Source organism: Streptomyces sp. NPDC056883, from assembly GCF_042788835.1.
GTDB classification, from domain to species: Bacteria; Actinomycetota; Actinomycetes; order Streptomycetales; family Streptomycetaceae; genus Streptomyces; species Streptomyces stoeckheimensis.
Genome location: NZ_JBHUBS010000005.1, coordinates 162,797 through 183,540 on the forward strand (window position 1 = coordinate 162,797; position 20,744 = coordinate 183,540).

General features: G+C 72.5%; 21 protein-coding genes. 6 read left to right on the forward strand and 15 right to left on the reverse strand.

The annotated features are described in order from the left end of the window. Positions 1–50: 50 nt before the first annotated feature. Complete coding sequence (locus tag ACFRU2_RS15320; RefSeq protein ID WP_382972121.1) at positions 51–1,319, forward strand: LCP family protein; 1,269 nt, start codon at positions 51–53, stop codon at positions 1,317–1,319. Then, positions 1,307–2,725, forward strand: a complete 1,419-nt coding sequence (locus tag ACFRU2_RS15325; RefSeq protein ID WP_382972123.1) for an FtsW/RodA/SpoVE family cell cycle protein — start codon at positions 1,307–1,309, stop codon at positions 2,723–2,725. The genes ACFRU2_RS15320 and ACFRU2_RS15325 overlap by 13 nt, the downstream gene beginning before the upstream one ends. Here the strand turns inward: ACFRU2_RS15325 and ACFRU2_RS15330 are convergent. After that, positions 2,722–3,606 carry a polysaccharide deacetylase family protein gene (locus tag ACFRU2_RS15330; protein ID WP_382972125.1) on the reverse strand — a complete coding sequence of 295 codons (885 nt, stop codon included), beginning with the start codon at positions 3,604–3,606 and terminating at the stop codon, positions 2,722–2,724. The two genes, ACFRU2_RS15325 and ACFRU2_RS15330, sit on opposite strands and share 4 nt — an antisense overlap. Further along, positions 3,603–4,568: a polysaccharide deacetylase family protein gene (locus tag ACFRU2_RS15335; RefSeq protein ID WP_382972127.1), complete on the reverse strand. Its 966-nt coding sequence runs from the start codon at positions 4,566–4,568 to the stop codon at positions 3,603–3,605. Before ACFRU2_RS15335 ends, ACFRU2_RS15330 begins: the two co-directional genes overlap by 4 nt. Positions 4,569–4,650: 82 nt before the next feature. Here ACFRU2_RS15335 and ACFRU2_RS15340 point away from each other — a divergent pair, with 82 nt between their 5' ends. Then, entirely contained in the window at positions 4,651–5,847 is a 1,197-nt protein-coding gene (locus ACFRU2_RS15340; protein WP_382972128.1) for a methyltransferase domain-containing protein, read from the forward strand. Here ACFRU2_RS15340 and ACFRU2_RS15345 read toward each other — a convergent pair. Genes ACFRU2_RS15345 through tsaB form a run of 5 tightly spaced genes read right to left on the reverse strand, consistent with a single transcriptional unit; the run spans position 5,827 to position 9,247 of the window. Beyond that, complete coding sequence (locus tag ACFRU2_RS15345; protein ID WP_382972131.1) at positions 5,827–6,498, reverse strand: hypothetical protein; 672 nt, start codon at positions 6,496–6,498, stop codon at positions 5,827–5,829. The genes ACFRU2_RS15340 and ACFRU2_RS15345 overlap by 21 nt on opposite strands. 53 nt (positions 6,499–6,551) lie before the next feature. After that, positions 6,552–6,833, reverse strand: a complete 282-nt coding sequence (locus ACFRU2_RS15350; protein WP_382972132.1) for a hypothetical protein — start codon at positions 6,831–6,833, stop codon at positions 6,552–6,554. Then, a complete protein-coding gene (gene tsaD / locus ACFRU2_RS15355) occupies positions 6,830–7,999 on the reverse strand; it encodes a tRNA (adenosine(37)-N6)-threonylcarbamoyltransferase complex transferase subunit TsaD (protein WP_382972133.1) in 1,170 nt (389 codons plus the stop codon). Before tsaD ends, ACFRU2_RS15350 begins: the two co-directional genes overlap by 4 nt. Continuing rightward, entirely contained in the window at positions 7,992–8,540 is a 549-nt protein-coding gene (gene rimI / locus ACFRU2_RS15360; RefSeq protein WP_382972559.1) for a ribosomal protein S18-alanine N-acetyltransferase, read from the reverse strand. Before rimI ends, tsaD begins: the two co-directional genes overlap by 8 nt. Positions 8,541–8,569: 29 nt before the next feature. Then, positions 8,570–9,247 (reverse strand): tRNA (adenosine(37)-N6)-threonylcarbamoyltransferase complex dimerization subunit type 1 TsaB, encoded by a 678-nt coding sequence (tsaB, locus tag ACFRU2_RS15365; protein WP_382972135.1) that lies wholly within the window; start codon positions 9,245–9,247, stop codon positions 8,570–8,572. A 145-nt stretch (positions 9,248–9,392) separates the two neighbouring features. On the opposite strand from tsaB, the gene ACFRU2_RS15370 reads away from it, so the two are divergent. After that, positions 9,393–9,950 (forward strand): hypothetical protein, encoded by a 558-nt coding sequence (locus ACFRU2_RS15370; RefSeq protein WP_382972137.1) that lies wholly within the window; start codon positions 9,393–9,395, stop codon positions 9,948–9,950. A 124-nt stretch (positions 9,951–10,074) separates the two neighbouring features. Here ACFRU2_RS15370 and ACFRU2_RS15375 read toward each other — a convergent pair whose 3' ends face one another. From ACFRU2_RS15375 to ACFRU2_RS15410, 8 genes are all read right to left on the reverse strand, one after another. Beyond that, entirely contained in the window at positions 10,075–10,272 is a 198-nt protein-coding gene (locus tag ACFRU2_RS15375) for a hypothetical protein (RefSeq protein ID WP_382972138.1), read from the reverse strand. A gap of 132 nt (positions 10,273–10,404) precedes the next feature. Beyond that, on the reverse strand, positions 10,405–10,935 hold the full coding sequence (gene tsaE, locus ACFRU2_RS15380; RefSeq protein WP_382972140.1) for a tRNA (adenosine(37)-N6)-threonylcarbamoyltransferase complex ATPase subunit type 1 TsaE: 531 nt from the start codon (positions 10,933–10,935) through the stop codon (positions 10,405–10,407). Further along, a complete protein-coding gene (locus ACFRU2_RS15385) occupies positions 10,919–12,064 on the reverse strand; it encodes an alpha/beta fold hydrolase (RefSeq protein ID WP_382972142.1) in 1,146 nt (381 codons plus the stop codon). Before ACFRU2_RS15385 ends, tsaE begins: the two co-directional genes overlap by 17 nt. A 23-nt stretch (positions 12,065–12,087) precedes the next feature. Further along, entirely contained in the window at positions 12,088–13,224 is a 1,137-nt protein-coding gene (alr, locus tag ACFRU2_RS15390) for an alanine racemase (protein WP_382972144.1), read from the reverse strand. A gap of 421 nt (positions 13,225–13,645) precedes the next feature. Beyond that, on the reverse strand, positions 13,646–15,043 hold the full coding sequence (locus ACFRU2_RS15395) for an NAD(P)H-hydrate dehydratase (RefSeq protein WP_382972146.1): 1,398 nt from the start codon (positions 15,041–15,043) through the stop codon (positions 13,646–13,648). A gap of 45 nt (positions 15,044–15,088) precedes the next feature. Next, a complete protein-coding gene (locus ACFRU2_RS15400; RefSeq protein WP_382972148.1) occupies positions 15,089–15,457 on the reverse strand; it encodes a holo-ACP synthase in 369 nt (122 codons plus the stop codon). A gap of 19 nt (positions 15,458–15,476) precedes the next feature. Next, positions 15,477–17,327: a glutamine--fructose-6-phosphate transaminase (isomerizing) gene (gene glmS / locus ACFRU2_RS15405; RefSeq protein WP_382972150.1), complete on the reverse strand. Its 1,851-nt coding sequence runs from the start codon at positions 17,325–17,327 to the stop codon at positions 15,477–15,479. A gap of 120 nt (positions 17,328–17,447) precedes the next feature. After that, positions 17,448–18,248, reverse strand: coding sequence for a hypothetical protein (locus tag ACFRU2_RS15410; protein ID WP_382972151.1), 801 nt, complete (start codon positions 18,246–18,248; stop codon positions 17,448–17,450). Between the two features lie 448 nt (positions 18,249–18,696). Between ACFRU2_RS15410 and coaA the strand changes: the two genes are divergently transcribed. Then, the gene (gene coaA, locus ACFRU2_RS15415) at positions 18,697–19,632 is read left to right on the forward strand and encodes a type I pantothenate kinase (protein WP_274551790.1); all 936 of its coding nucleotides are present in this window, start codon (positions 18,697–18,699) and stop codon (positions 19,630–19,632) included. A 43-nt stretch (positions 19,633–19,675) separates the two neighbouring features. Beyond that, positions 19,676–20,626, forward strand: a complete 951-nt coding sequence (locus ACFRU2_RS15420; protein WP_382972153.1) for a DUF389 domain-containing protein — start codon at positions 19,676–19,678, stop codon at positions 20,624–20,626. The last annotated feature ends 118 nt before the right edge of the window (positions 20,627–20,744 follow it).

Below are 20,744 nucleotides of genomic sequence, written 5' to 3' on the forward strand. Positions count from 1 at the left end.
CTCAGGACCCTCAGGTTTCCTTCAGCACCGCTCCCCCAGCATCGGGATGCATGAGCGCCCACCGCAGGAAGACCCGTGCCCCGAAGCCCCCGGTCCCCGCGTCCCGCCGCCGCAGGCTCACCCGCACCCTGCTGGCGTCCGGCTGCGCCCTGGTGGTGCTCGCGGGGGCGACCGCCTGGTACCTGTACGAAGACCTCGCCTCCAGCATCGGCAGCTCCAAGGCCCTGGAGGGCGCCGAGAAATCGAAGTTCGGCGATACGAACATCCTGCTGATGGGTCTGGACAGCCGCCGGGACCAGAACGGCGAGGACCTCCCGCCGGCCATCCTCGAAAAGCTGCACGCGGGCGCGAGCTCCGAGGTCGGCGGGTACAACACCAACACGCTGATCCTGCTGCACGTCCCCGGCGACGGGGGCAAGGCGAAGGCCTTCTCGGTGCCGCGCGACGACTTCGTCGACCTGCACGGGGTGCCCGGGTTCACCGGCAAGGCCAAGATCAAGGAGGCGTACGGGCGGGCGAAGGCCACGGTCGAGGAGCAGCTCGCCGCCAAGGGGGTCACGGACCGGCGGCAGCTGGAGCACGAGGGGCGCGAGGCGGGGCGCAAGGCGGAGATCGAGACGGTGCGCACCTTCCTGGGGGTGCCGATCGACCACTTCGCCGAGCTGAACCTGGCCGGCTTCTACCACCTGGCGGACGCGCTGGGCGGCGTACCGGTGTGCCTCAAGAAGCCGGTGAAGGACGGCTACTCCGGGGCCGACTTCCCGGCCGGGCGGCAGACGCTCGACGGTCAGCAGTCGCTGGCCTTCGTACGGCAGCGGCACGGCCTGACCATGGGCGACCTGGACCGGACGAAGCGGCAGCAGGCGTTCCTGGCGGGGGCGACCTACAAGCTGAACCAGGCCGGGACGTTCACCGATCCGGTGAAGCTGATGAAGCTGATCGACTCGGCGAAGCAGGACGTCGTCACCGATCGGGGGTGGGACCTGCTGTCGTTCGTGAAGCAGGCGAAGAACCTGTCCGGGGGCAACGTGGAGTTTGTGACCCTTCCCATCGAGGGCTTCGACAGGAACCATGGCGCGGAGATAAACGTCGTAGACGATATGAAGATAAAGCGGTTCATAGCCGAGCGGATCGGGCCCGGGGCCTCTGCGAGCCCGAGCGCGCCTGGCGCCGCTCCCTCCTCACCGGGCACGCCGGCCCCACAGGGTTCCGCCCCGGGCCCGTCCCGGAGCTCCGCCCCGGCCCCCGCGCCCGCACCGTCCCAGAGCAGCAGCGGAACCCCCGCCATCGATGGCGGCGGCGTCCCGTGCGTGGACTGAAACCCCTGACTTCGGCGGGCGCGCGCCGCCGCACGGAAGCGCTGCTCCTCGTCCTCGTCCTCGCCGTGACCATTTCCGGCCACGTCTGCGCGGGCCTGGCGATGAACGACGAGCTGCCGCCCAACCTCACCGGCTTCGTGATCAGCATGACGCTGCTCGCGCTGGTGGGGCACCTGGCGATCCGCAGGTTCGCGGCGTACGCGGATCCGCTGGTCTTCCCGCTGGCCCTGCTGCTGACCGGGCTGGGGCTGGTGCTGCTGCACCGCCTCGACCAGGGGTACCTGGAGCGGTACGGGCCCAAGACCGCCCTGACCGCACCCAGCCAGTTGATGTGGACGGTGATCGGCGTAGCGGCCTGCATCGCGGTGCTGGCACTCCTGCGCGACCACCGGCTGCTCCAGCGGTTCATCTACATCACGATGGTCGTCGCGCTGGTGGCCCTGATCGCGCCCGCCTTCTTCGGCGCGGACACCTACGGGGCGAAGCGCTGGATCAAGCTCGGCGGACTGTCGGTACAGCCCGGCGAGTTCGTGAAGATCATGATCGCGGTCTTCTTCGCGGGCTACCTGGTGATCCACCGCGATGCGCTGGCCCTGTCGGGACGCAAGTTCCTGGGCATGCGGCTGCCGCCGATGCGCCAGCTCGGCCCGCTCATCACGGTGTGGATCATCTCGCTGCTCGTGCTGGTCTTCGAGCGCGACCTCGGCACCTCGCTGCTCTTCTTCGGCGTCTTCGTGGTCATGCTCTACGTGGCCACCGAGCGCACGAGCTGGATCGTCTGCGGCCTGGTCCTCGCCTCGGCGGGCGCCTTCGTCGTGGGCACGACGGAACCGCACGTCAAGGCGCGTGTGGCGGCCTGGCTGAACCCGCTGTCGTACTACTGGAAGGACCGGCCGCCGGGCGTCATCTCGGACCAGTCGGCGCAGGCGCTGTTCAGCTTCGGCACGGGCGGCATCTCGGGGACGGGCCTCGGCATGGGCCATCCCGAGCTGATCAAGTTCGCGGGCCGCAGCGACTTCATCCTGACGACGGTGGGCGAGGAGCTCGGCCTGGCCGGGGTCATGGCCGTCCTGATCCTCTACGCGCTCCTCGTGCAGCGCGGCCTGCGGATGGCGCTGGGCGCGCGCGACCCGTTCGGCAAGCTGCTGGCGGTGGGCCTGTCGTCCGCCCTGGCCCTCCAGGTCTTCATCGTGGCGGGCGGCGTCACGGGGCTGATCCCCCTGACGGGCAAGGCCCTGCCGTTCCTGGCCGCGGGCGGCTCGTCCCTGCTGGCCAACTGGATCATGATCGCCCTGCTGCTGCGCATCTCCGACAGCACCGAACGACAACGCGAGGCGGACGCCCGGGGCCCGGCGGAGACGACGATCACCCCGGTGATCGCAGCGGCGGGCCCCCGGGTCGTCTAGAGGTAGTCCTCCACGCGGCCGATCCGGTAGCCCTGCTCCTGTATCCGCCGGAGCATCCGGGTCGTCATCTCGGTCTCCGTCGTGCCCTTCAGCTCGGCGGGGCCGCGGAAGTGGGCCAGGATGATGTCACCCGGTTTCAGGGCGGAGCCCTCGGCGTACTGGAAGTTGTTGATCTGCATCGACACGCGCCACAGGAGGATCTGGGATATCCCGCACTCGTGCGCGGCCCTGAGGGTGTCGTCGTTGTGATTGCCGTACGGCGGGCGGAAGAGCGTCGGCCGTTTGCCGAAGCGCTTCTCCAGGCGTTCCTGCTGCCCGCATATCTCCTTCTTCTGTGCCTCGAAGGACAGGGTCTTGAGATTCGGGTGCGTCAGGGTGTGGTTGTTTATCGTGCTGTCGGAGCCGTTGTCGCGGAGCTTTTCGAAGTGGCCGTAGTCCGACGAGGCGATGTTGTCCGTCAGGAACATGCTGATCGGCAGCTTCAGATCGGCGGCCATCTTCAGGAACTCGGGGTTCTTCTCCGCACCGTCGTCGAACGTCAGGAAGACGACCTTGTCGTCCGCCGGGACGGGTATTCGGTCGACGACCTGGGCCCGCCCCGCCTTGGCCGGCGGGATCTGGGGTTTCACGGCCGGCTTGGGCGCGTACTGGAGGGGGCCGCTGAGGCCCCACTTCTTGTAGGCCTCGTCCGCCGCGGCCACCGATCCGTTGCCCGCAGCGGACGGGGAGGCCGCCCCCGAGGGCGCCGGAGTCGCCCTCGTCTCCGTGGCCTTGCGTCCCATCCGTTCGATGGGATCCACGCTGTCCCCGCACCCCGTCAGGGACAGCGCGAGCGCGCCGGCCGTCAGCGTTCCGGCTACCAACCGGCGCGCGTGCTTCACAAGTAATCCTCCAAGCGAGCCACGGCGTACCCCTTGTCCGTGACGGTCTTCATGACGTGACGGATCATGTCAGTCATGCTGCCCTTCCAGTCTTCCTTGCCCCGGAAGTGGGTGAGGATGATGTCGCCGGGGTGCAGGTCCTTGTCCCACTCCCGCCAGTCCATCCGGTTCGGGAAGGCCTCTTCGTTCCACAGCGGAACGGCCTTGATCCCGCAGGACTTGGCCGCGCGCAGGGTGTCCTCGTTGTAGTTCCCGTACGGCGGCCGGAAGAGCGTCGGACGCTTGCCGAACGTCTTCTCGATCGTGTCCTGCTGTCCGCAGATCTCCTGGCGCTGCTTCTCGTACGAGAGCGCCGGCATGTAGCGGTGGTTGAGCGTGTGGTTGTTCAGGGTGACGCCCGCCGCCTGCATCTCCTTGAAGTACGGGTAGTTGTCCCGGACCAGGTAGTCGCTCAGGAAGGCGGTGTACGGGAGCTTCAGCTCCTGCATCATCTTCAGGAGCTCGGGGTCCTTCTCGGCCCCGTCGTCGATCGTCAGGAAGACGACCTTCTCCTCCGTGGGGACGGTCGTGAAGACCGGGGGCAGCTCGTCCTGGCCCTCGACCTCGAAGCCGTCGCGGGTGGTGATCTCCGGCTTCTGCTTGGGCGCCTGCGGAGCGACGAGCGGCGGCTTGGCCAGTCCCCACTTCTTCGCGGCGACGATCCTCGCCTGCTGGAGGGCCTTCAGCTTCTCGGCGTAGGTGCCGAGGGCGCCGGCCGCTCCGGCCTGCTCGCCCGCGGCGCCCGCGGCGGCCTTCGCCTTGGCCGCCTTGTCCGGCGTCTCGGATCCGCCGGCCCCGCAGCCCGTGCCGAGTGCGGCGACGAGCAGTGCGGCCATCGCGGCCGTACCCAACCGGCCGCGCGCGACTGCCGCGATCCGGTGACCGTGTTGCGTCTTATGTTCCGTTTGTCGGACTAGCTGCATAGTCGGGGATCTTTACACCCTTCACGCACGCGTCGCGGGCGACACCGCGAGGGGAATCCGACCTTCCTCCGAGTGGCCCACCGTGGCCGACAATGGACCCGTGACCCCCGAAGACTTCGCCGCGCTCCTCACCCCCGAGGGCCACGCCCTCCTCGACTCGCTCCGGGACTACGACCCCGCCCAGGAGATCGCCGTCGCCACCCGGCTGCGCCGCGAACACCCCGCCGCGCTGGTCTCCGCAGCCCTCGGACAGGCCCGGCTGCGCCAGCGTGCGGTCGCGAAGTTCGGGGCCGAGGACGCCCACCGGATGTACTTCACCCCCGGCGGCGGGGAGATGGCCACCCGCGCCTCGGTGGCCGCGTACCGCGCCGAGCGGCTCGCCGCCCTGGGCGTACGGAGCCTCGCGGACCTCTGCTGCGGGATCGGCGGCGACGCCCTCGCCCTGGCCCGGCTCGACATCCGCGTCCTGGCGGTGGACCACGATCCGCTGACCGCCGCCGTGGCCCGCGCCAATGCCGAGGCGCTCGGGCTGGCGGACATGATCGAGGTCCGGGAGGCCGATGTGACGGAGGTCGACACCGCGGGCTACGACGCCGTCTTCATCGACCCGGCCCGGCGGGGCGGGCGCGGCCGGATCTTCGACCCGGAGTCCTATTCGCCGCCGCTGTCCTGGGCGATCGCCACCGCCCGCTCCGCGAAGGTCGCCGCCATCAAGATCGCCCCCGGGATCCCGCACGAGGCGGTGCCCCCCGAGGCGCAGGCCGAGTGGATCTCCGACCAGGGGGACGTGAAGGAGGCCGTGCTGTGGTTCGGGACGGCGCCGGGCGAGATCCGCGCCACCCTGCTGCCCGGTCCGCGCGCGCTGGCGACCGCCGATCCGCTGCCCGATCCCGAGGCCGGCCCCGTCGGCCGCTACCTCTACGAGCCCGACGGCGCCGTGATCCGGGCCCACCTCGTCGCCGAGGTCGCCGAGCAGCTGGGCGGCCGGCTGATCGACCCGACCATCGCGTACATCACCGCCGACGAGCTGCACGAGACCCCGTACGCGACCTCGTACGAGATCACCGACGTGCTGCCGTTCGGGCTGAAGAAGCTCAAGGCGCTGCTGCGCGAGCGCGGGGTCGGCATCCTCACGGTGAAGAAGCGCGGCTCCGCGATCGAGCCGGAGGAGCTGCGCAAGAAGGTCAAGCCGCAGGGGCCGAACTCCGCCACGGTGTTCCTGACCCGGGTCGCCGGGGCCCCCTCGATGCTGATCGGCTCACCGACCGGCCGGCCCTGACGGTCCGCCGCCCCCCGGGGCCCCGCCCGCACCCGCGCTCCCGCCCCCGAAGACCCGCAGCGCCCACCGGTAGTGCGCGCCCGCCTTGCCGAGGCCCAGCAGGGCGGTGATCCACAGGATCATGCCGAGGCCCATCGTGTAGGCGACCTCCCCGTAGGTGTCGGCTCCGGGCCGGGCCGAAGCCGCCGATCCGAAGGTCACCCAGAGTCCGAACCCGCCCAGGGCGAAGGAGGCCAGCAGCCAGATCAGGCTGCGCCCGGGGGCCCGTACGGCGGCGTCCACGGGCGGGTCCCGGTCCAGCTCGGCCCAGGCGCACAGCAGCCTGCGCACCTGCCGGTCCCGCTTGGCGCCCCAGGCGAACCAGAACCCGGCCGGTATCAGCACGCCCACGCCGAGCACGGCGAAGATCAGGCCGAAGAGGTACGCGAAGGGGTCGTGCGTCTCGATGGCCATCAGGGCCATTCCGACGAAGGACCAGCCCAGGGCGAAGACCCCCGAGACCGCCCAGAGGAGCAGGAGCCGGCCGAAGCCCAGACTGCGCCGCCCGAGCTCCCCCAGGAACCGTGCGCGGTCGGCCCGTACGGCATTCGCGTCGAGCCAGGCGCGCAGGTGCGCGGGCGGGGGCGGCGGCGGCAGGTCACGACGGGGCATGCGCATGACCATATCCGCACGCCACGGCGACCGGCGGGCGGCCTGGCGGAGAGTCAGCTTCCGTCCGGCTCCCCGACCTCCACCGATGCGAAGCGCCAGCGGTGGACCGCCCGCGTGATCAAATCGGCTGCGGGTTCCGGCAGTTCGGGAAGTTCGGCGCCGATCCCCTCGGAGGTCTCCCACCAGGTGATGACGAGCACCCGGTCCTGCGGGGCGCTGAACAGTTCGCGCCGCACCGGCTCTTGGGCCAGGATCTGCGAACGAGCCCACTCCAGCAGCTCGTTGGAGCGCCCGGGCACGGCCCGGGCCTCCCACATCAGCGCGACGGTGCTCACGAGTACAGGTTGTCCTTGCTCAGCTCGTGCACGTGGTCGTGATCGTGCGCATGACCGTGGCCGTGTCCGTGGCCGTGCCCGCCGCCGTCGCCTTCCCCGTCGCCGTGAGAATGGCCGTGGGAATGGCCGGGAACGTGCGGGTCGGTCACCGGGAGCGAGGAGTCCGCCGACAGGTCCCAGTCCGAAGGGGCCCTGTTCCGCTTGACCATCTCCGCGCCCAGCGCCGCGACCATCGCGCCGTTGTCCGTGCACAGCTTCGGCCGCGGCACCCGCAGGATGATCCCCGCGTCGTCGCAGCGCTCCTGGGCGAGCGAGCGCAGCCTGGAGTTGGCCGCGACCCCGCCGCCGATCATCAGGTGGTCGACGCCCTCGTCCTTGCACGCGCGGATCGCCTTGCGCGTCAGCACGTCCACCACGGCCTCCTGGAAGGAGGCCGCCACGTCGCGCACCGGCACGTCCTCGCCCGCCTTGCGCTTCGCCTCGATCCAGCGGGCGACCGAGGTCTTGAGCCCGGAGAAGGAGAAGTCGTACGGGGCGTCGCGCGGACCCGTCAGGCCGCGCGGGAAGGCGATCGCCTTCGGGTCCCCCTCGCGTGCGAGCCGGTCGATGACCGGACCGCCGGGGAAGCCCAGCTGCAGGACGCGCGCGATCTTGTCGAAGGCCTCGCCCGCCGCGTCGTCGATGGTCGCGCCCAGCGGCCGTACGTCCGAGGTGATGTCGGGGGCCAGCAGCAGCGAGGAGTGCCCGCCGGAGACCAGCAGCGCCATCGTCGGCTCGGGCAGCGGCCCGTGCTCCAGCTGGTCGACGCAGATGTGCGAGGCCAGGTGGTTCACCCCGTACAGCGGCTTGCCCAGTGCGTACGCGTAGGCCTTCGCGGCGGAGACGCCCACCAGCAGCGCCCCCGCGAGGCCGGGGCCGGCGGTGACGGCGATGCCGTCGAGGTCGCGGGCGCTGACCCCGGCCTCCTTCAGGGCGCGCTCGATGGTGGGGACCATCGCCTCCAGGTGCGCGCGGGAGGCCACCTCGGGCACGACCCCGCCGAAGCGGGCGTGCTCGTCGACGCTCGACGCGATGGCGTCCGCGAGCAGCGTGGTGCCGCGGACGACGCCGACGCCGGTCTCGTCGCAGGAGGTCTCGATGCCGAGGACGAGCGGTTCGTCAGCCATGGGTCGTCTCACCTTGCAGGGGTACGGAGTGTGCGGAGTCGGGGAGTGCGGGATCGGGGTCCACCGGGTCTGCCGGGTCCACCGGGTCCGCGGGGGCCGCCGGATCGGAGACGCGGCGCATCACGAGGGCGTCCACGTTGCCGGGCTGGTAGTAGCCGCGTCTGAAGCCGATGGGCTCGAAGCCGAAGCGCGCGTAGAGCTTCTGGGCCCGGACGTTGTCGACCCGCACCTCCAGCAGCACCTCGGCGCACTCGAACGCGGTGGCGGCGCGCAGCAGCTCGGTCAGCAGCCGGGCGCCGAGCCCGGTGCCCCACTGGTCGCGGGCCGCGGCGATGGTCTGTACGTCGGCCAGGTCCCCGGCCGCGGCCAGCCCGGCGTAGCCGACCAGCCGGCCCGCCTCCTCCGCCACGAGGTACCGGCGCGTGGCGCCGGGGCCGCGGGCGTGGGCGAGCTCGGACCAGAACATTCCGGCGGACCAGGCGTCCTCGGGGAACAGCTCGTGCTCCAGCTCCAGCACGGGCTCGATGTCCCACCAGCGCATCTCGCGCAGGACGACTGCTGAGGTGGCCGTCACTTCGGGGTGACCACCTTGTAGTTCTTGGGCACCTCGGCATCGGGCCGGCGCAGGTAGAGCGGGACCGGCGGCCGGCCGTCGGCGTTCTCGAACGGCTCGCCCGCCGCCAGCCGGTGCGCGGCCAGGGCGGCCAGTGCGCCGGCGCTCTGGTGCTCGGGGGCCCGGGCGTCGGTGAACACCTCCGGGTACAGCTGCGCCCCCTGCCCGACGGCGGGCAGGCCGGCGACGCGCTCGGCGATGTCGGCCGGCCGGTCCACCGCGGGCTCGCCGACCCGGGTGCGGGGGTCCTCGTAGCGCGCCCAGTAGACCTCCTTGCGGCGGGCGTCGGTGGCCACGACGAAGGGGCCCTCGATCCCGGCCGCGCCGGCCGCGTAGGCCAGGCCGTCGAGGGTGCACAGGCCGTGGACGGGCACGCCGAGGACGGAGGCGAAGGTGGACGCGGTCACGAGCCCGACGCGCAGTCCGGTGTAGGGGCCGGGGCCGACCCCGACGACGATGCCGGTGACGGCTTCGAGCTTCACCCCCGCCTCGGCGAGGACCTTGTCCACGGAGGGCAGCAGGAGCTCCCCGTGGCGGCGGGCGTCGACCTGGTTCGACTCGGCGAGGACGGTCTCGCCGTCGTGCAGGGCGACGGTGACGGCGGGCGTGGCGGTATCTACAGCGAGCAAGAGCACGCGAACAGCCTACGACTCCGGGGCCCCCGGCCCTTGCGGCCGGTCTGCGGGCACCCCTGCTGCTACCTTCGGACCAGGTGTCGGGTGGTGATCGTCCGCCCGGCGTCCGAAGGCATCGACTGACCATGCGGAGAGGTGGAGCAAGGTGGCACGCAGCAGCTCGGGAATCGTGGCCGGGCTCACCGTCGCGGCGCTCGCCGTCGTCGGTTTCCTCGGCTACCAGGCCTCCGCCTCCGCTCCCGCGCTCCCGCCGAAGGCCGCCGCGCAGACCCCGGCGCCCGCTCCGAGCGACTCCGGGCCCGCCAAGACGGACCCGGCCAAGCCGGTGGCCCTCCCGGCCGGATCCGGTGCCGGGGTGCGTGTCGTGTACTCGCTGGGCGCCAAGCGCGTGTGGCTGGTGGGAGCCTCCGGGGAGCCGAAGTCCTTCGCGGTCGTGCCCAGCACGGTGCACCCGGCGCCCGGCAGTTACACGGTGGGCGGCCGCACGGGCGCGGTGACCGGCTCGGACGGGGTGCCGATCGAGCACGTCGTCCGGTTCGCGAGCCCCCAGGGGGTCACGGTCGGCTTCAGCGCCCGCGTGGACAACACCCTGCCGGCGCCGGACCCGGCCAAGAAGACCGGCGGTGTCCGCATGCTGCGCGCCGACGCGGACGCGATGTGGGCCTTCGCGACGATCGGCTCGAAGGTCGTCGTCGTTCCCTGACCCAACCGACCGGCGGGCGGGCCCTGGCAGGCCCGGCCGCGACACGCCGAATTCACTCGTACGGGGACTCCGCCGTCGGGACGGTCACCCGCTTCAGGCCCCTCCAGGCCGCTCCAAGACTGCTTCAGGCCGCTTCGGACTCCGGGGCGGCCCGTTCTTCGTCCTCCGCGCCCTGCGCCCCGTCCCGTACGGGATCGGGGTCCGCGGCCTGCTCGCGCGCGGGCGGGGTGGACACGGCGCTGGCGGCGACGCCCGCGGCGAGCAGCGCCCCCATGGACACGGCGGACGGACGGGGTACGCCCGCTGCTCCTGTTGCCGACATGGCTGCCTCCTGGCCGGGGCCAGCCCGCACTTAGGTACGCCTAACCAGCCCTCCGTACCATGTGACCACGCGCCCCGCCGCCCGCGCAATATCTTCCCGACGACTTGTCGGAACGTTTCCCGCCGCGCCGCGCTACGCCTGCTCCGGCGCCAGCACGCCCGCGAGGCTCTCCAGACCCGCCCCGGCCGACCAGCGGGTACCGATCCCGCGGACCACGACCTCGCGCACGTCGTCCAGAACCTCCTCGTGGCCCACCGCCCGGCGGATCACCACGTGCAGCCGGTCGTCCGACAGCTCCTCGACCTTGCCGTCGCCCCACTCCACGACGACGACGGACTCGGGCAGCGAGACGTCGAGGTCCAGGTCCTCCATCTCGTCCAGCCCGCCGCCGAGGCGGTACGCGTCCACGTGCACCAGCGCCGGACCGCCGGTCAGCGAGGGGTGGACCCGGGCGATCACGAAGGTCGGCGAGGTCACGGCCCCGCGCACGCCCAGGCCCTCGCCGAGGCCGCGGGTCAGGGTGGTCTTCCCGGCGCCGAGCTCCCCGGTCAGCAGGACGAGGTCGCCGGGGCGCAGCAGCCCGGCGATCCGGCGCCCGAGGTCCTGCATGGCGTCGGGCGAGCCGACGGTGACGTGCGTTTCCGTGTCAGGTACTTCTTCCATGCCCGCCAACGTTAGCGGCTGCGGACACCGTCCCGGTGCGTGCCAGCAGCTCCGTGAGCAGCCGGGTCACGGTCTCCGGACGCTCCATCATCATCAGGTGCCCGGCGGACTCCAGGACCACCAGCTCCGCGGAGGGCAGCGCGTCCTTGATGGCCTGGCTGTGACCGGGAGGGGTGACCATGTCGCCGTCCCCCGCGATGATCGTGACCGGGATGTCCGCGAACCGCTGGAGCGCGGCGGTCTTGTCGTGCGCCTGGAAGGCCGGGTAGAACTCCGCGACCACGTCGATGGGCGTGGCCTCGATGAGCCGCTCGGCGAAGCGGGCGACGGACGAATCGACGTCGCGCGAGGCGAAGGAGTACATCCTCACCATGCCGGCGAACAGGTCGGCGGTGGCCCGTCGGCCCTTCTCCACCAGCTCCACCTGGGAGCCGAGCGCCTTGAGCACCCCGGGCAGCAGCCTCCGTACCGTCGAGAAGCCCAGCGAGGGCAGCCCGTACGTGACCTCGTCCAGCCGGCCGCTGGAGGTGCCGACCAGCGCCACCCCGGCCACCCGGTCCCGGATCAGGTCGGGGAACTCCTGGGCCAGCCCCATGATGGTCATCCCGCCCATGGAATGGCCGACCAGGATCAGCGGGCCCTCGGGGGCGGCGGCGTCGATGACGGACTTCAGGTCGCGGCCGAGCTGTTCGAAGGTGACCGGCTCGCCGTCGGCCTGTGCCAGGCCGCGCGCGCTGCGGCCGTGGCTGCGCTGGTCCCAGTAGACGGCCCGGACCAGGCCGCGCAGGGCGGCGCGCTGGAAGTGCCAGGAGTCCTGCGAAAGACAGTAGCCGTGGCAGAACACCACGGTCGGGCGGATCGGAGCCCTGCGGCGCAGCCGGCGCCGCTTGCCCTCCTCGGGCAGCTCGTCGACCTCGTAGTACAGCGCGGTGCCGTCCTCGGCCCGCGCGGTGCCGGGGGCTCCGCGCAGGGATCCGTAGTCCGCGGTCGAGTCGAGCGCGAGGCGCGCCTTCATGCGCATGCCCCGGCCGACGGTGATCCGTTCGACCGCGACCCCGGCCGCCGCTCCGGCGGCTATCACGCCGATGGCGGCGCCGGCCCAGCCCGCCTTGCGCCAGTTCTCACTCACGCCGCCACCCCTCACTCACCCACTCAGCCGTTGAGGTACACGCGGGGGACCCGGCCCCCGATACGGGTGACGATCTCATAGGCGATCGTATGCGCCGCTTGAGCCCAGTCCTCGGCGGTGGGTTCGCCGCGCTCCGCGTCCCCGAAGAGGACGGCCTCGTCGCCGACGCGGGCCTCGTCCCCGTCCAGGTCGACCACGAACTGGTCCATGGCGACGCGTCCGGCGACGGTGCGGATGCGGCCGCCGACGAGCACCGGGCCGCGCCCGGACGCATGGCGCGGGACGCCGTCGGCGTAGCCCGCCGGGATCAGCGCGAGGCTGGTCTCCCGCTCGGTGACGTAGTGGTGCCCGTAGCTGACCCCGTGCCCGGGCGGCACGCTCTTGACCAGCGCGACGGAGGCCTTGAGCGCCATCGCGGGCCGCAGTCCGAGCTGCGCGGGGGTGCCGAGCTCGGGCGCGGGCGAGACCCCGTAGACGGCGATGCCGCAGCGGACCAGGTCGAAGTGGGACTCGGGGAGGGTGAGCGTGGCCGGCGAGTTGGCGATGTGCCGGACCTCGGGCTCGACGCCCTCCTTCTCCGCGTACGCGAGCATGTCGCGGAAGGCGGTCAGCTGGAGCGGGATGGACGGGTGTCCCGGTTCGTCGGCGCAGGCGAAGTGCGACCAGACTCCGGTGACGCGGACGGTCCCCTCGGACTGGGCGGCGACGGCCGCGGTCACCAGGGCCTCCCAGTCGGCGGGCTGGCAGCCGTTGCGGCCCAGGCCCGTGTCGGCCTTGAGCTGGATCCTGGCCGTCATTCCGGCGGCGCGGGCGGCCTCCCGTACCTCGTCGAGGGCCCACAGCGCGCTGACGGACACGTCGATACCGGCCTCGACGGCCTCCCGCCAGGGGCCGCCGGGGGTCCACAGCCAGCACAGGACGGGTCCTTCGAGCCCGGCGGCACGCAGCGCGAGGGCCTCCTCGGGCGTGGCGGTCCCGAGCCAGCTCGCACCGGCCTCCTGGGCGGCCTTGGCGCAGGCCACGGCCCCGTGCCCGTAGGCGTCCGCCTTGACGACGGCCATGAGTGCGGAACGGGGCGCCCGCTCGCGCAGGGCCCGTACGTTCGCCCGGACGGCGTCAAGATCGATCTCGGCGTACACGCGCGCGGCTGTCTCGTTCATCCCCCCCAGTCTCTCAGAGCCCCACCGGCCAGGCCGAACAGGCGGGCCCCCGGCGGGCCGCCCCGCGCCACACCGGGCCGCACGGCCGCACCCGGACCCCTGGGGCTCCGCCCCGGACCCCGGTCCTCAAACGCCGGACGGCTGAAAAGACCCGGGGCGGAGGGCTGCGCCCGGGTCGGGGACGGGGTGGGGTGCTGGCCTGGACGTAGAGCGTGATTTGTGGCGCTGGAGCACGCCGCGCCCTGTCGGAGTAGAGCGGGGGGCGCCTAAATCATGCAGTCCAGGCCGACACCCCACCCCGGCCCCGACCCACCCCGCGCAGCCCACCCGACACCAGGCCAACCCCAGCCCCGCCGGCGTTTGAGGCGCAGGGGTCCGGGGACTGGTCCCCGGCAACGGCGCCGCACCCTGGGCAGGCGGCCTAGCGGCGAGCGACCTCGCGCCACGCCGACGGCAGGGCTTCCGCCACCTGGTGGGCCAGGAGGGGGCCTCCGGTGAGGCGGGCCGCCAGGCCGTGGAGGTACGCCGCCACCGACCCGGCGTCCACGGCCGGCAGCCCGGCCGCCAGCAGGGACCCCGCCAGCCCGGACAGCACGTCCCCGCTCCCCGCGGTGGCCAGCCACGGTGTCCCGGTCGGGTTCACCCGGACGGGGCCCGGCCCGGCCGGGGCGATCAGGGTCGTCGACCCCTTCAGCAGCGTCACCGCCCCGTACCGCTCCGCGAGCCCCCGCACGGCCGCCAGCCGCCCCGCCTCGACCGTCTCCCGGGCGACCCCCAGCAGCGCCGCCGCCTCCCCCGCGTGCGGGGTCAGCAGGGTCGGGGCCGCCCGGGCCCGCAGCTCCCCGGGGTCCAGCCCGCGCAGCCCGTCCGCGTCCACCAGCACCGGTACCGGCTGCGCCAGCGCCTCCCGCACCTCCGGGCCGCCCTCGTCGCCCAGCCCCGGCCCGACCACCCAGGCCTGGACCCGGCCGGTCCCGATCAGCGTCTCCGGGTAGCGGGCCAGTACGGCGTCGGTCACCGCCGGCGGGCCCACGTAGCGCACCGCGCCCGCGCCGCCCCGCAGCGCCCCCGCCACCGCGAGCACCGCCGCGCCCGGGTAGCGCGCGGACCCGGCGACGACCCCGAGCACGCCGCGCCGGTACTTGTCGCTCGACGCCGTCGGCTCGGGGAGCAGTCCGGCCACGTCTGCGTGGTGCAGGGCCTCCAGCTCCGGGGTCCCGAAAGCCAGCCCGATGTCCACCAGGTGCAGCGCACCCGCCCGGGAGGCCCCCGGGTCGATCAGCAGCCCCGGCTTGTACGCCCCGAAGGTCACCGTCACGTCCGCCGTGACGGCCGCTCCGGCCACCTCCCCGGTGTCCGCGTCCACCCCGCTCGGCAGGTCCACCGCGACCACCACCGCGCCCGCCGGGATCCGCTCCACCAGCGCGGCCGCGGCCGGCCGCAGCGCGCCCCGGCCGCCGATGCCGACCAGCCCGTCGAGCACCAGGTCGGCCCGCTCGGGCACGGCCGCGTCGAGGCGCCCGCCGGCGGCCCGCAGCGCGGCCAGTCCGCCCGCGTGCACCCGCTCCGGATCCATCGCGACGGCCGTCACCCCGGCCCCGCGCCGGGCCAGCTTCGCGCCCGCGTAGAGGGTGTCTCCGCCGTTGTCCCCCGGGCCGACCAGCAGTACCACGCGGGACCCGTACACGCGGGGCAGCAACCGGACGCAGACGGCGGCCAGTCCGGCCGCCGCCCGCTGCATCAGGGTGCCTTCGGGCAGCCGGGCCATCAGCTCGCGCTCGGCGGCCCGTACGGTCTCCACGCTGTAAGCAGTACGCATGGCACCAGCCTGCCCGAAGGAGCCCGAAGGAGCCCGAGAAGGCAGCTATCCCTCGGCGATCACCACCGCGGAGGCGACGCCCGCGTCGTGGCTGAGCGAGATGTGCCAGGACTTCACGCCCAGCGCGAGCGCACGCGCTTCGACCGTCCCCGACACCCGCAGCCGCGGCTGCCCGCTGGCCTCCACGTACACCTCGGCGTCGGTCCACAGCAGCCCGGCGGGCGCGCCGAGCGCCTTGGCCAGCGCCTCCTTGGCGGCGAACCGGGCGGCGAGCGAGGCGGTTCCGCGCCGCTCGCCGCCCGGCAGGGTCAGCTCCGAGTCGAGGAACAGCCGCCCGGCCAGGCCCGGCGTGCGCTCCAGCGCGGCACCGAACCGCTCGATCTCGGCAACGTCGATCCCCACACCGATAATCACAACCACAAACTCGCTTCGCTCACTCCACGGTCACCGACTTCGCGAGGTTACGCGGCTGGTCCACCTCGTTGCCGCGCGCCGTCGCCAGCTCGCACGCGAACACCTGGAGCGGCACGGTGGCCACGAGCGGCTGGAGCAGCGTCGGGGTGGCCGGGATGCGGATGAGGTGGTCGGCGTACGGGACCACCGCCTCGTCCCCCTCCTCGGCGATCACGATGGTCCGGGCCCCGCGCGCCCGGATCTCCTGGATGTTGGACACGATCTTGTCGTGCAGCACCGAGCGCCCGCGCGGCGACGGTACGACGACCACCACCGGCAGGTCCTTCTCGATGAGTGCGATCGGCCCGTGCTTGAGCTCGCCCGCCGCGAAGCCCTCGGCGTGCATGTACGCGAGCTCCTTGAGCTTGAGCGCGCCCTCCAGCGCCACCGGGTAGCCGACGTGCCGCCCCAGGAACAGCACGGTGTTCTTGTCGGCGAGCGACCGCGCCAGCTCCCGTACCGGCTCCATGGTCTCCAGTACGGTGTCCACCGCCGCGGCGATGTCCGACAGCTCCCGGATCACGGACCGGATCTCGTCGCCCCACTTCGTGCCCCGGACCTGCCCGAGGTAGAGGGCGACCAGGTAGCAGGCCACGAGCTGCGTCAGGAACGCCTTCGTCGAGGCGACGGCCACCTCGGGTCCGGCGTGCGTGTACAGCACGGCGTCCGACTCGCGCGGGATCGTCGAGCCGTTCGTATTGCAGACGGCCAGCACCTTGGCACCCTGCTCGCGGGCGTGGCGCAGCGCCATCAGGGTGTCCATCGTCTCGCCGGACTGCGAGATCGCGATCACCAGCGTGCGCTGGTCCAGGATCGGGTCGCGGTAGCGGAACTCGCTGGCCAGCTCCGTCTCGCAGGGGATGCGCGTCCAGTGCTCGATGGCCAGCTTCGCGATCATGGCCGCGTGGTACGCCGTGCCGCACGCCACGATCACGACCTTGTCGACCTCGCGCAGCACCGAGTCGGGAATGCGCACCTCGTCGAGGGTCAGCAGGCCGTTCGCGTCGATCCTGCCGAGGAGGGTGTCGGCGACGGCCTTGGGCTGCTCGGCGATCTCCTTGAGCATGAAGTAGTCGTAGCCCCCCTTCTCGGCCGCCGAGGCGTCCCAGTCCACGTGGTACGCCCGCACGTTCGCTGCCGACCCGTCGAAGTTGGTCACCGTGACGCCGTCGCGGCGGAGCTCGACGACCTGGTCCTGCCCCAGCTCGATCGCGGAGCGGGTGTGGGCGATGAAGGCGGCCACGTCGGAGGCGAGGAAGTTCTCGCCCTCTCCGACGCCCACCACGAGCGGCGAGTTGCGGCGCGCTCCGACCACCACGTCCGGCTGGTCGGCGTGCACGGCGACCAGCGTGAAGGCCCCGTCGAGCTGACGGCACACCTGCCGCATGGCCTCCGTGAGGTCCCCGCCGGCGCCCTCGAACCGCTCGGCCAGCAGGTGCGCCACGACCTCGGTGTCCGTCTCGGACTCCAGCCGGTGCCCGCGCTCGGCGAGCTCGGCCCGCAGCGCGGCGAAGTTCTCGATGATCCCGTTGTGCACGACGGCCACGCGCCCCGAATTGTCGAGGTGCGGGTGGGCGTTGACGTCGGTGGGCCCCCCATGGGTGGCCCACCGGGTGTGTCCGAGCCCCGTGGAACCGGCCGGCAGCGGGTGCCCGACCAGCTCCTTCTCCAGATTGACCAGCTTGCCGGCCTTCTTGACGGCGGCGAGTTCCCCGTCGGCGAGCACGGCGACACCCGCCGAGTCGTAGCCGCGGTACTCGAGCCGCTTGAGTCCGGCAATGACCACATCGAGCGCCGACTGCGCTCCCACGTAACCCACGATTCCGCACATAAGCCGCAGGGTACGCCGTAGTTGGCTCCGCGCCCGGTACCTGAACCGGACGAAAAAACCGCCCCGGCGCGGACGCCGGGGCGGAGGTGAGGCGCGTGCGTGCGCGTGGCGGACGAGGCGTCAGCCGAGCTTCTTCGACTGTGCGGCCACCAGCGTCACCGGGGACTCCGGCTTCCCCGTCAGGCTGATGGAGCTGAAGGTGGCCACGGTGGAGCCCGTGCGCACCGCCGTCAGGTAGGTGACGGCCTTGTCGCCGTCCTCCAGGTCCAGCGTGAGGACGAGGCTGGCGGTGTCGTCGTCGCCATAGGTGACGGGCGCGCCCGTGCCGGCGGTCACGCTCTCGTACTTCGTGCTGTCCCCCTCGGCGGTGGCGGTGAAGCCGCCGGCGCACGCCTTGCCCGCCGCCTCGATGGAGGCGATGAGGTCGTGCGCGCCCGTGCCGTCGTACGAGCTCAGGCCGACCATCGTCGCCGTGACGCCGAGCGCGTTCTGGGCCTTCTGCTCCGCCGTGGCGTTCGGGGCTTCCTCGGCCTTGGCGGTCACGCCCGTACGGGCCGTGCCAGTCGGCGTACCGATCTTCTGCAGGGCCTGGCTCTGGACCAGGACCTTGCACTCGGGCTTGTCGGTGGTGATCTCGTCCGAGTCGCCCGCCGCGAGCTTGGCCTCCGCGTCGGGCGCCACCACGAAGCCGGGCGCGTCCGCCGCGGTGACCAGCAGGGGGGTCAGCTCCGCGTCCGTCTTCCCCTTCGCCGCCGGGGCGGACGACGCGGAGGCCGGGGCGGACGACGCGGAGGCCGGGGCCGACGCCTTCGCGTCGGACTTCGTGCCGGAGTCCGAGGACCCGCCGCACGCGGACACGAGCAGCGCCAGGGACACGGCCGAAGCGGACAGGACGGTACGGCGGACGAATGCGGTGCGCATGGTGGTGTTCCCCCCACAGGAAAGGTCTACGGAAAAGGCAGCACGCCCGACCGTCCCGGACCGGGGCGGCGTCATGAGCTGCGGTGATCCACACCGTACGGGGCCCCACTGACACCGCTCCGGAGTTGCCTGCCCGCGCCGCGCATCGTGACCCTGCTGGTACTCCAAGGGCTCCCGATCGAGATCACCCCCCGTACAACCCACCCACCCCGGGCCATAAGACCCCGCTCCACGTGACCCACCACACCACCCACGGCGGGCCGTCACCCCTGACAATGGCCGTGTGATCTCTTCGCCGCCACGAAGCACGCCGGACCGCGCAACGGAGCGCCCCGACGGATCGGACCAGCCGACGCAGCCCGAGCCGCCCCAGCCCCCCGAGCACGCCGCGCACCCCGCGCACGCCGCGCACCCCACGCGCCGCCGGGGCCACGAGGCCTCCCCCTACGTGGACCTCACCCGTGCCGAGTGGAGCGCCCTGCGCGAGCGCACCCCGCTCCCGCTGACGGCCGACGAGGTCGAGCGGCTGCGCGGGCTGGGCGACGTCATCGACCTCGACGAGGTCCGCGACGTCTACCTGCCGCTCTCCCGCCTGCTGAACCTGTACGTCGGCGCCACCAGCAACCTGCGCGGCACGCTCAACACCTTCCTCGGCGATGCCGGCAACGGCCACGGCGCCCAGCAGGGGACGCCCTTCGTCATAGGGGTCGCCGGCTCGGTCGCCGTGGGCAAGTCCACCGTCGCCCGTCTCCTCCAGGCCCTGCTGGCCCGCTGGCCGGAGCACCCGCGCGTGGAGCTGGTCACCACCGACGGCTTCCTCTACCCGATGAAGGAGCTGGAGCGGCGCGGTCTGACCGCCCGCAAGGGCTTCCCCGAGTCCTACGACCGCCGCGCGCTGACCCGCTTCGTCGCCGACATCAAGGCGGGCAAGGACGAGGTCACGGCCCCGGTCTACTCGCACCTGATCTACGACATCGTCCCCGACGAGCGGCTCGTCGTCCGGCGTCCCGACATCCTGATCGTCGAGGGGCTCAACGTCCTGCAGCCCGCCATGCCGGGCAAGGACGGCCGCACCCGGGTCGGCCTCGCCGACTACTTCGACTTCAGCGTGTACGTGGACGCCCGCCCCGAGGACATCGAGCGCTGGTACCTCAACCGGTTCCGCAAGCTGCGCGAGACGGCGTTCCAGAACCCCTTCTCCTACTTCCGCAAGTACACCCAGGTCTCGGAGGAGGAGGCCCTGGAGTACGCGCAGACCATGTGGCGGACCATCAACAAGCCCAACCTGCTGGAGAACGTGGCCCCGACCCGCGGCCGCGCCACCCTCGTCGTCCGCAAGGGCCCGGACCACAAGGTGCAGAAGCTGAGTCTGCGCAAGCTCTGAGCGCCGCGCGGGCGGCCCGGGCCCCGGAAGCTAGGGTGCGGCCATGCTGCATCTACGGATGATCATTCCGTCGGACCGGACGGACGCCGTGGTCCGCATCGTCGAAGGGACGGTCGGCACCACCCATCTGGCCGTGCTGCCCGGCGCCGCCCGCATCCCCGAGGGCGACATCGTGCTGTGCGACGTCGCGCGCGAGGCGGGTGACGAGCTCCTGCACGAGCTCCGGGAGCTCGGCATCGACAAGGACGGGTCGATCGCGGTCGAGAACATCGACCTCTCCCTCTCGGACCGCGCCGACCGGGCCGAGGAGGAGGCTCCGGGCGAGGCGGCCGACGCCGTCCTGTGGGAGCAGCTGAGCGAGGCGACCCACGAGGAGTCCACCCTCACCATCACCTACAGCGCCTTCATGATCGTCGCGACGATGATCGCGGCCTGCGGCGTGGTCCTCGACAACGCCATCCTCATCGTGGGCGCGATGGCGGTCGGCCCTGAGTTCGGCCCGCTCGCCGGAATCTGCACCGGCCTGGTGCAGCGCGCCCCCAAGCTCGCCGCCCGCTCGCTGGTCGCCCTGCTGGTGGGCTTCGCCGCCGCGATGGTCGCGACCACCGTCTTCACCCTGGTCATGGACGCGCTCGGCCTGTTCCACCACGGCATGCTCGACAAGCCCCGCCCCAACACCAGCTTCATCTGGCAGCCGGACCTGTTCTCCTTCGTCGTGGCGCTGCTCGCCGGCGTGGCCGGGGTGCTCTCCCTGACCTCGGCGAAGTCCGGCGCACTGGTCGGCGTCGCGATCTCGGTGACCACGGTCCCGGCGGCCGCCAACGCGGCCGTGGCGCTCGGCTACGGCGAGTTCGGCCAGATGTGGGGCTCCATGGAGCAGCTGCTGCTGAACCTCTTCGGGATCGTGCTGGCCGGCGTCCTGACCCTGCTCGGCCAGAAGCTCCTGTGGCGCACCCAGCGCGGCCACTGGCGGCGCACGGCGCCCAAGGTCTGAGCCCCGCACCCCGTCATGGGAAAGAGCCCCAAGGCCCGCGAACCCTCCCCTCGGGAGCCTTTCTCCTCTCCCTCCCGGGGGCTCTCCCCAATCACCCCCCTCCCCCCCCCCCCCCACA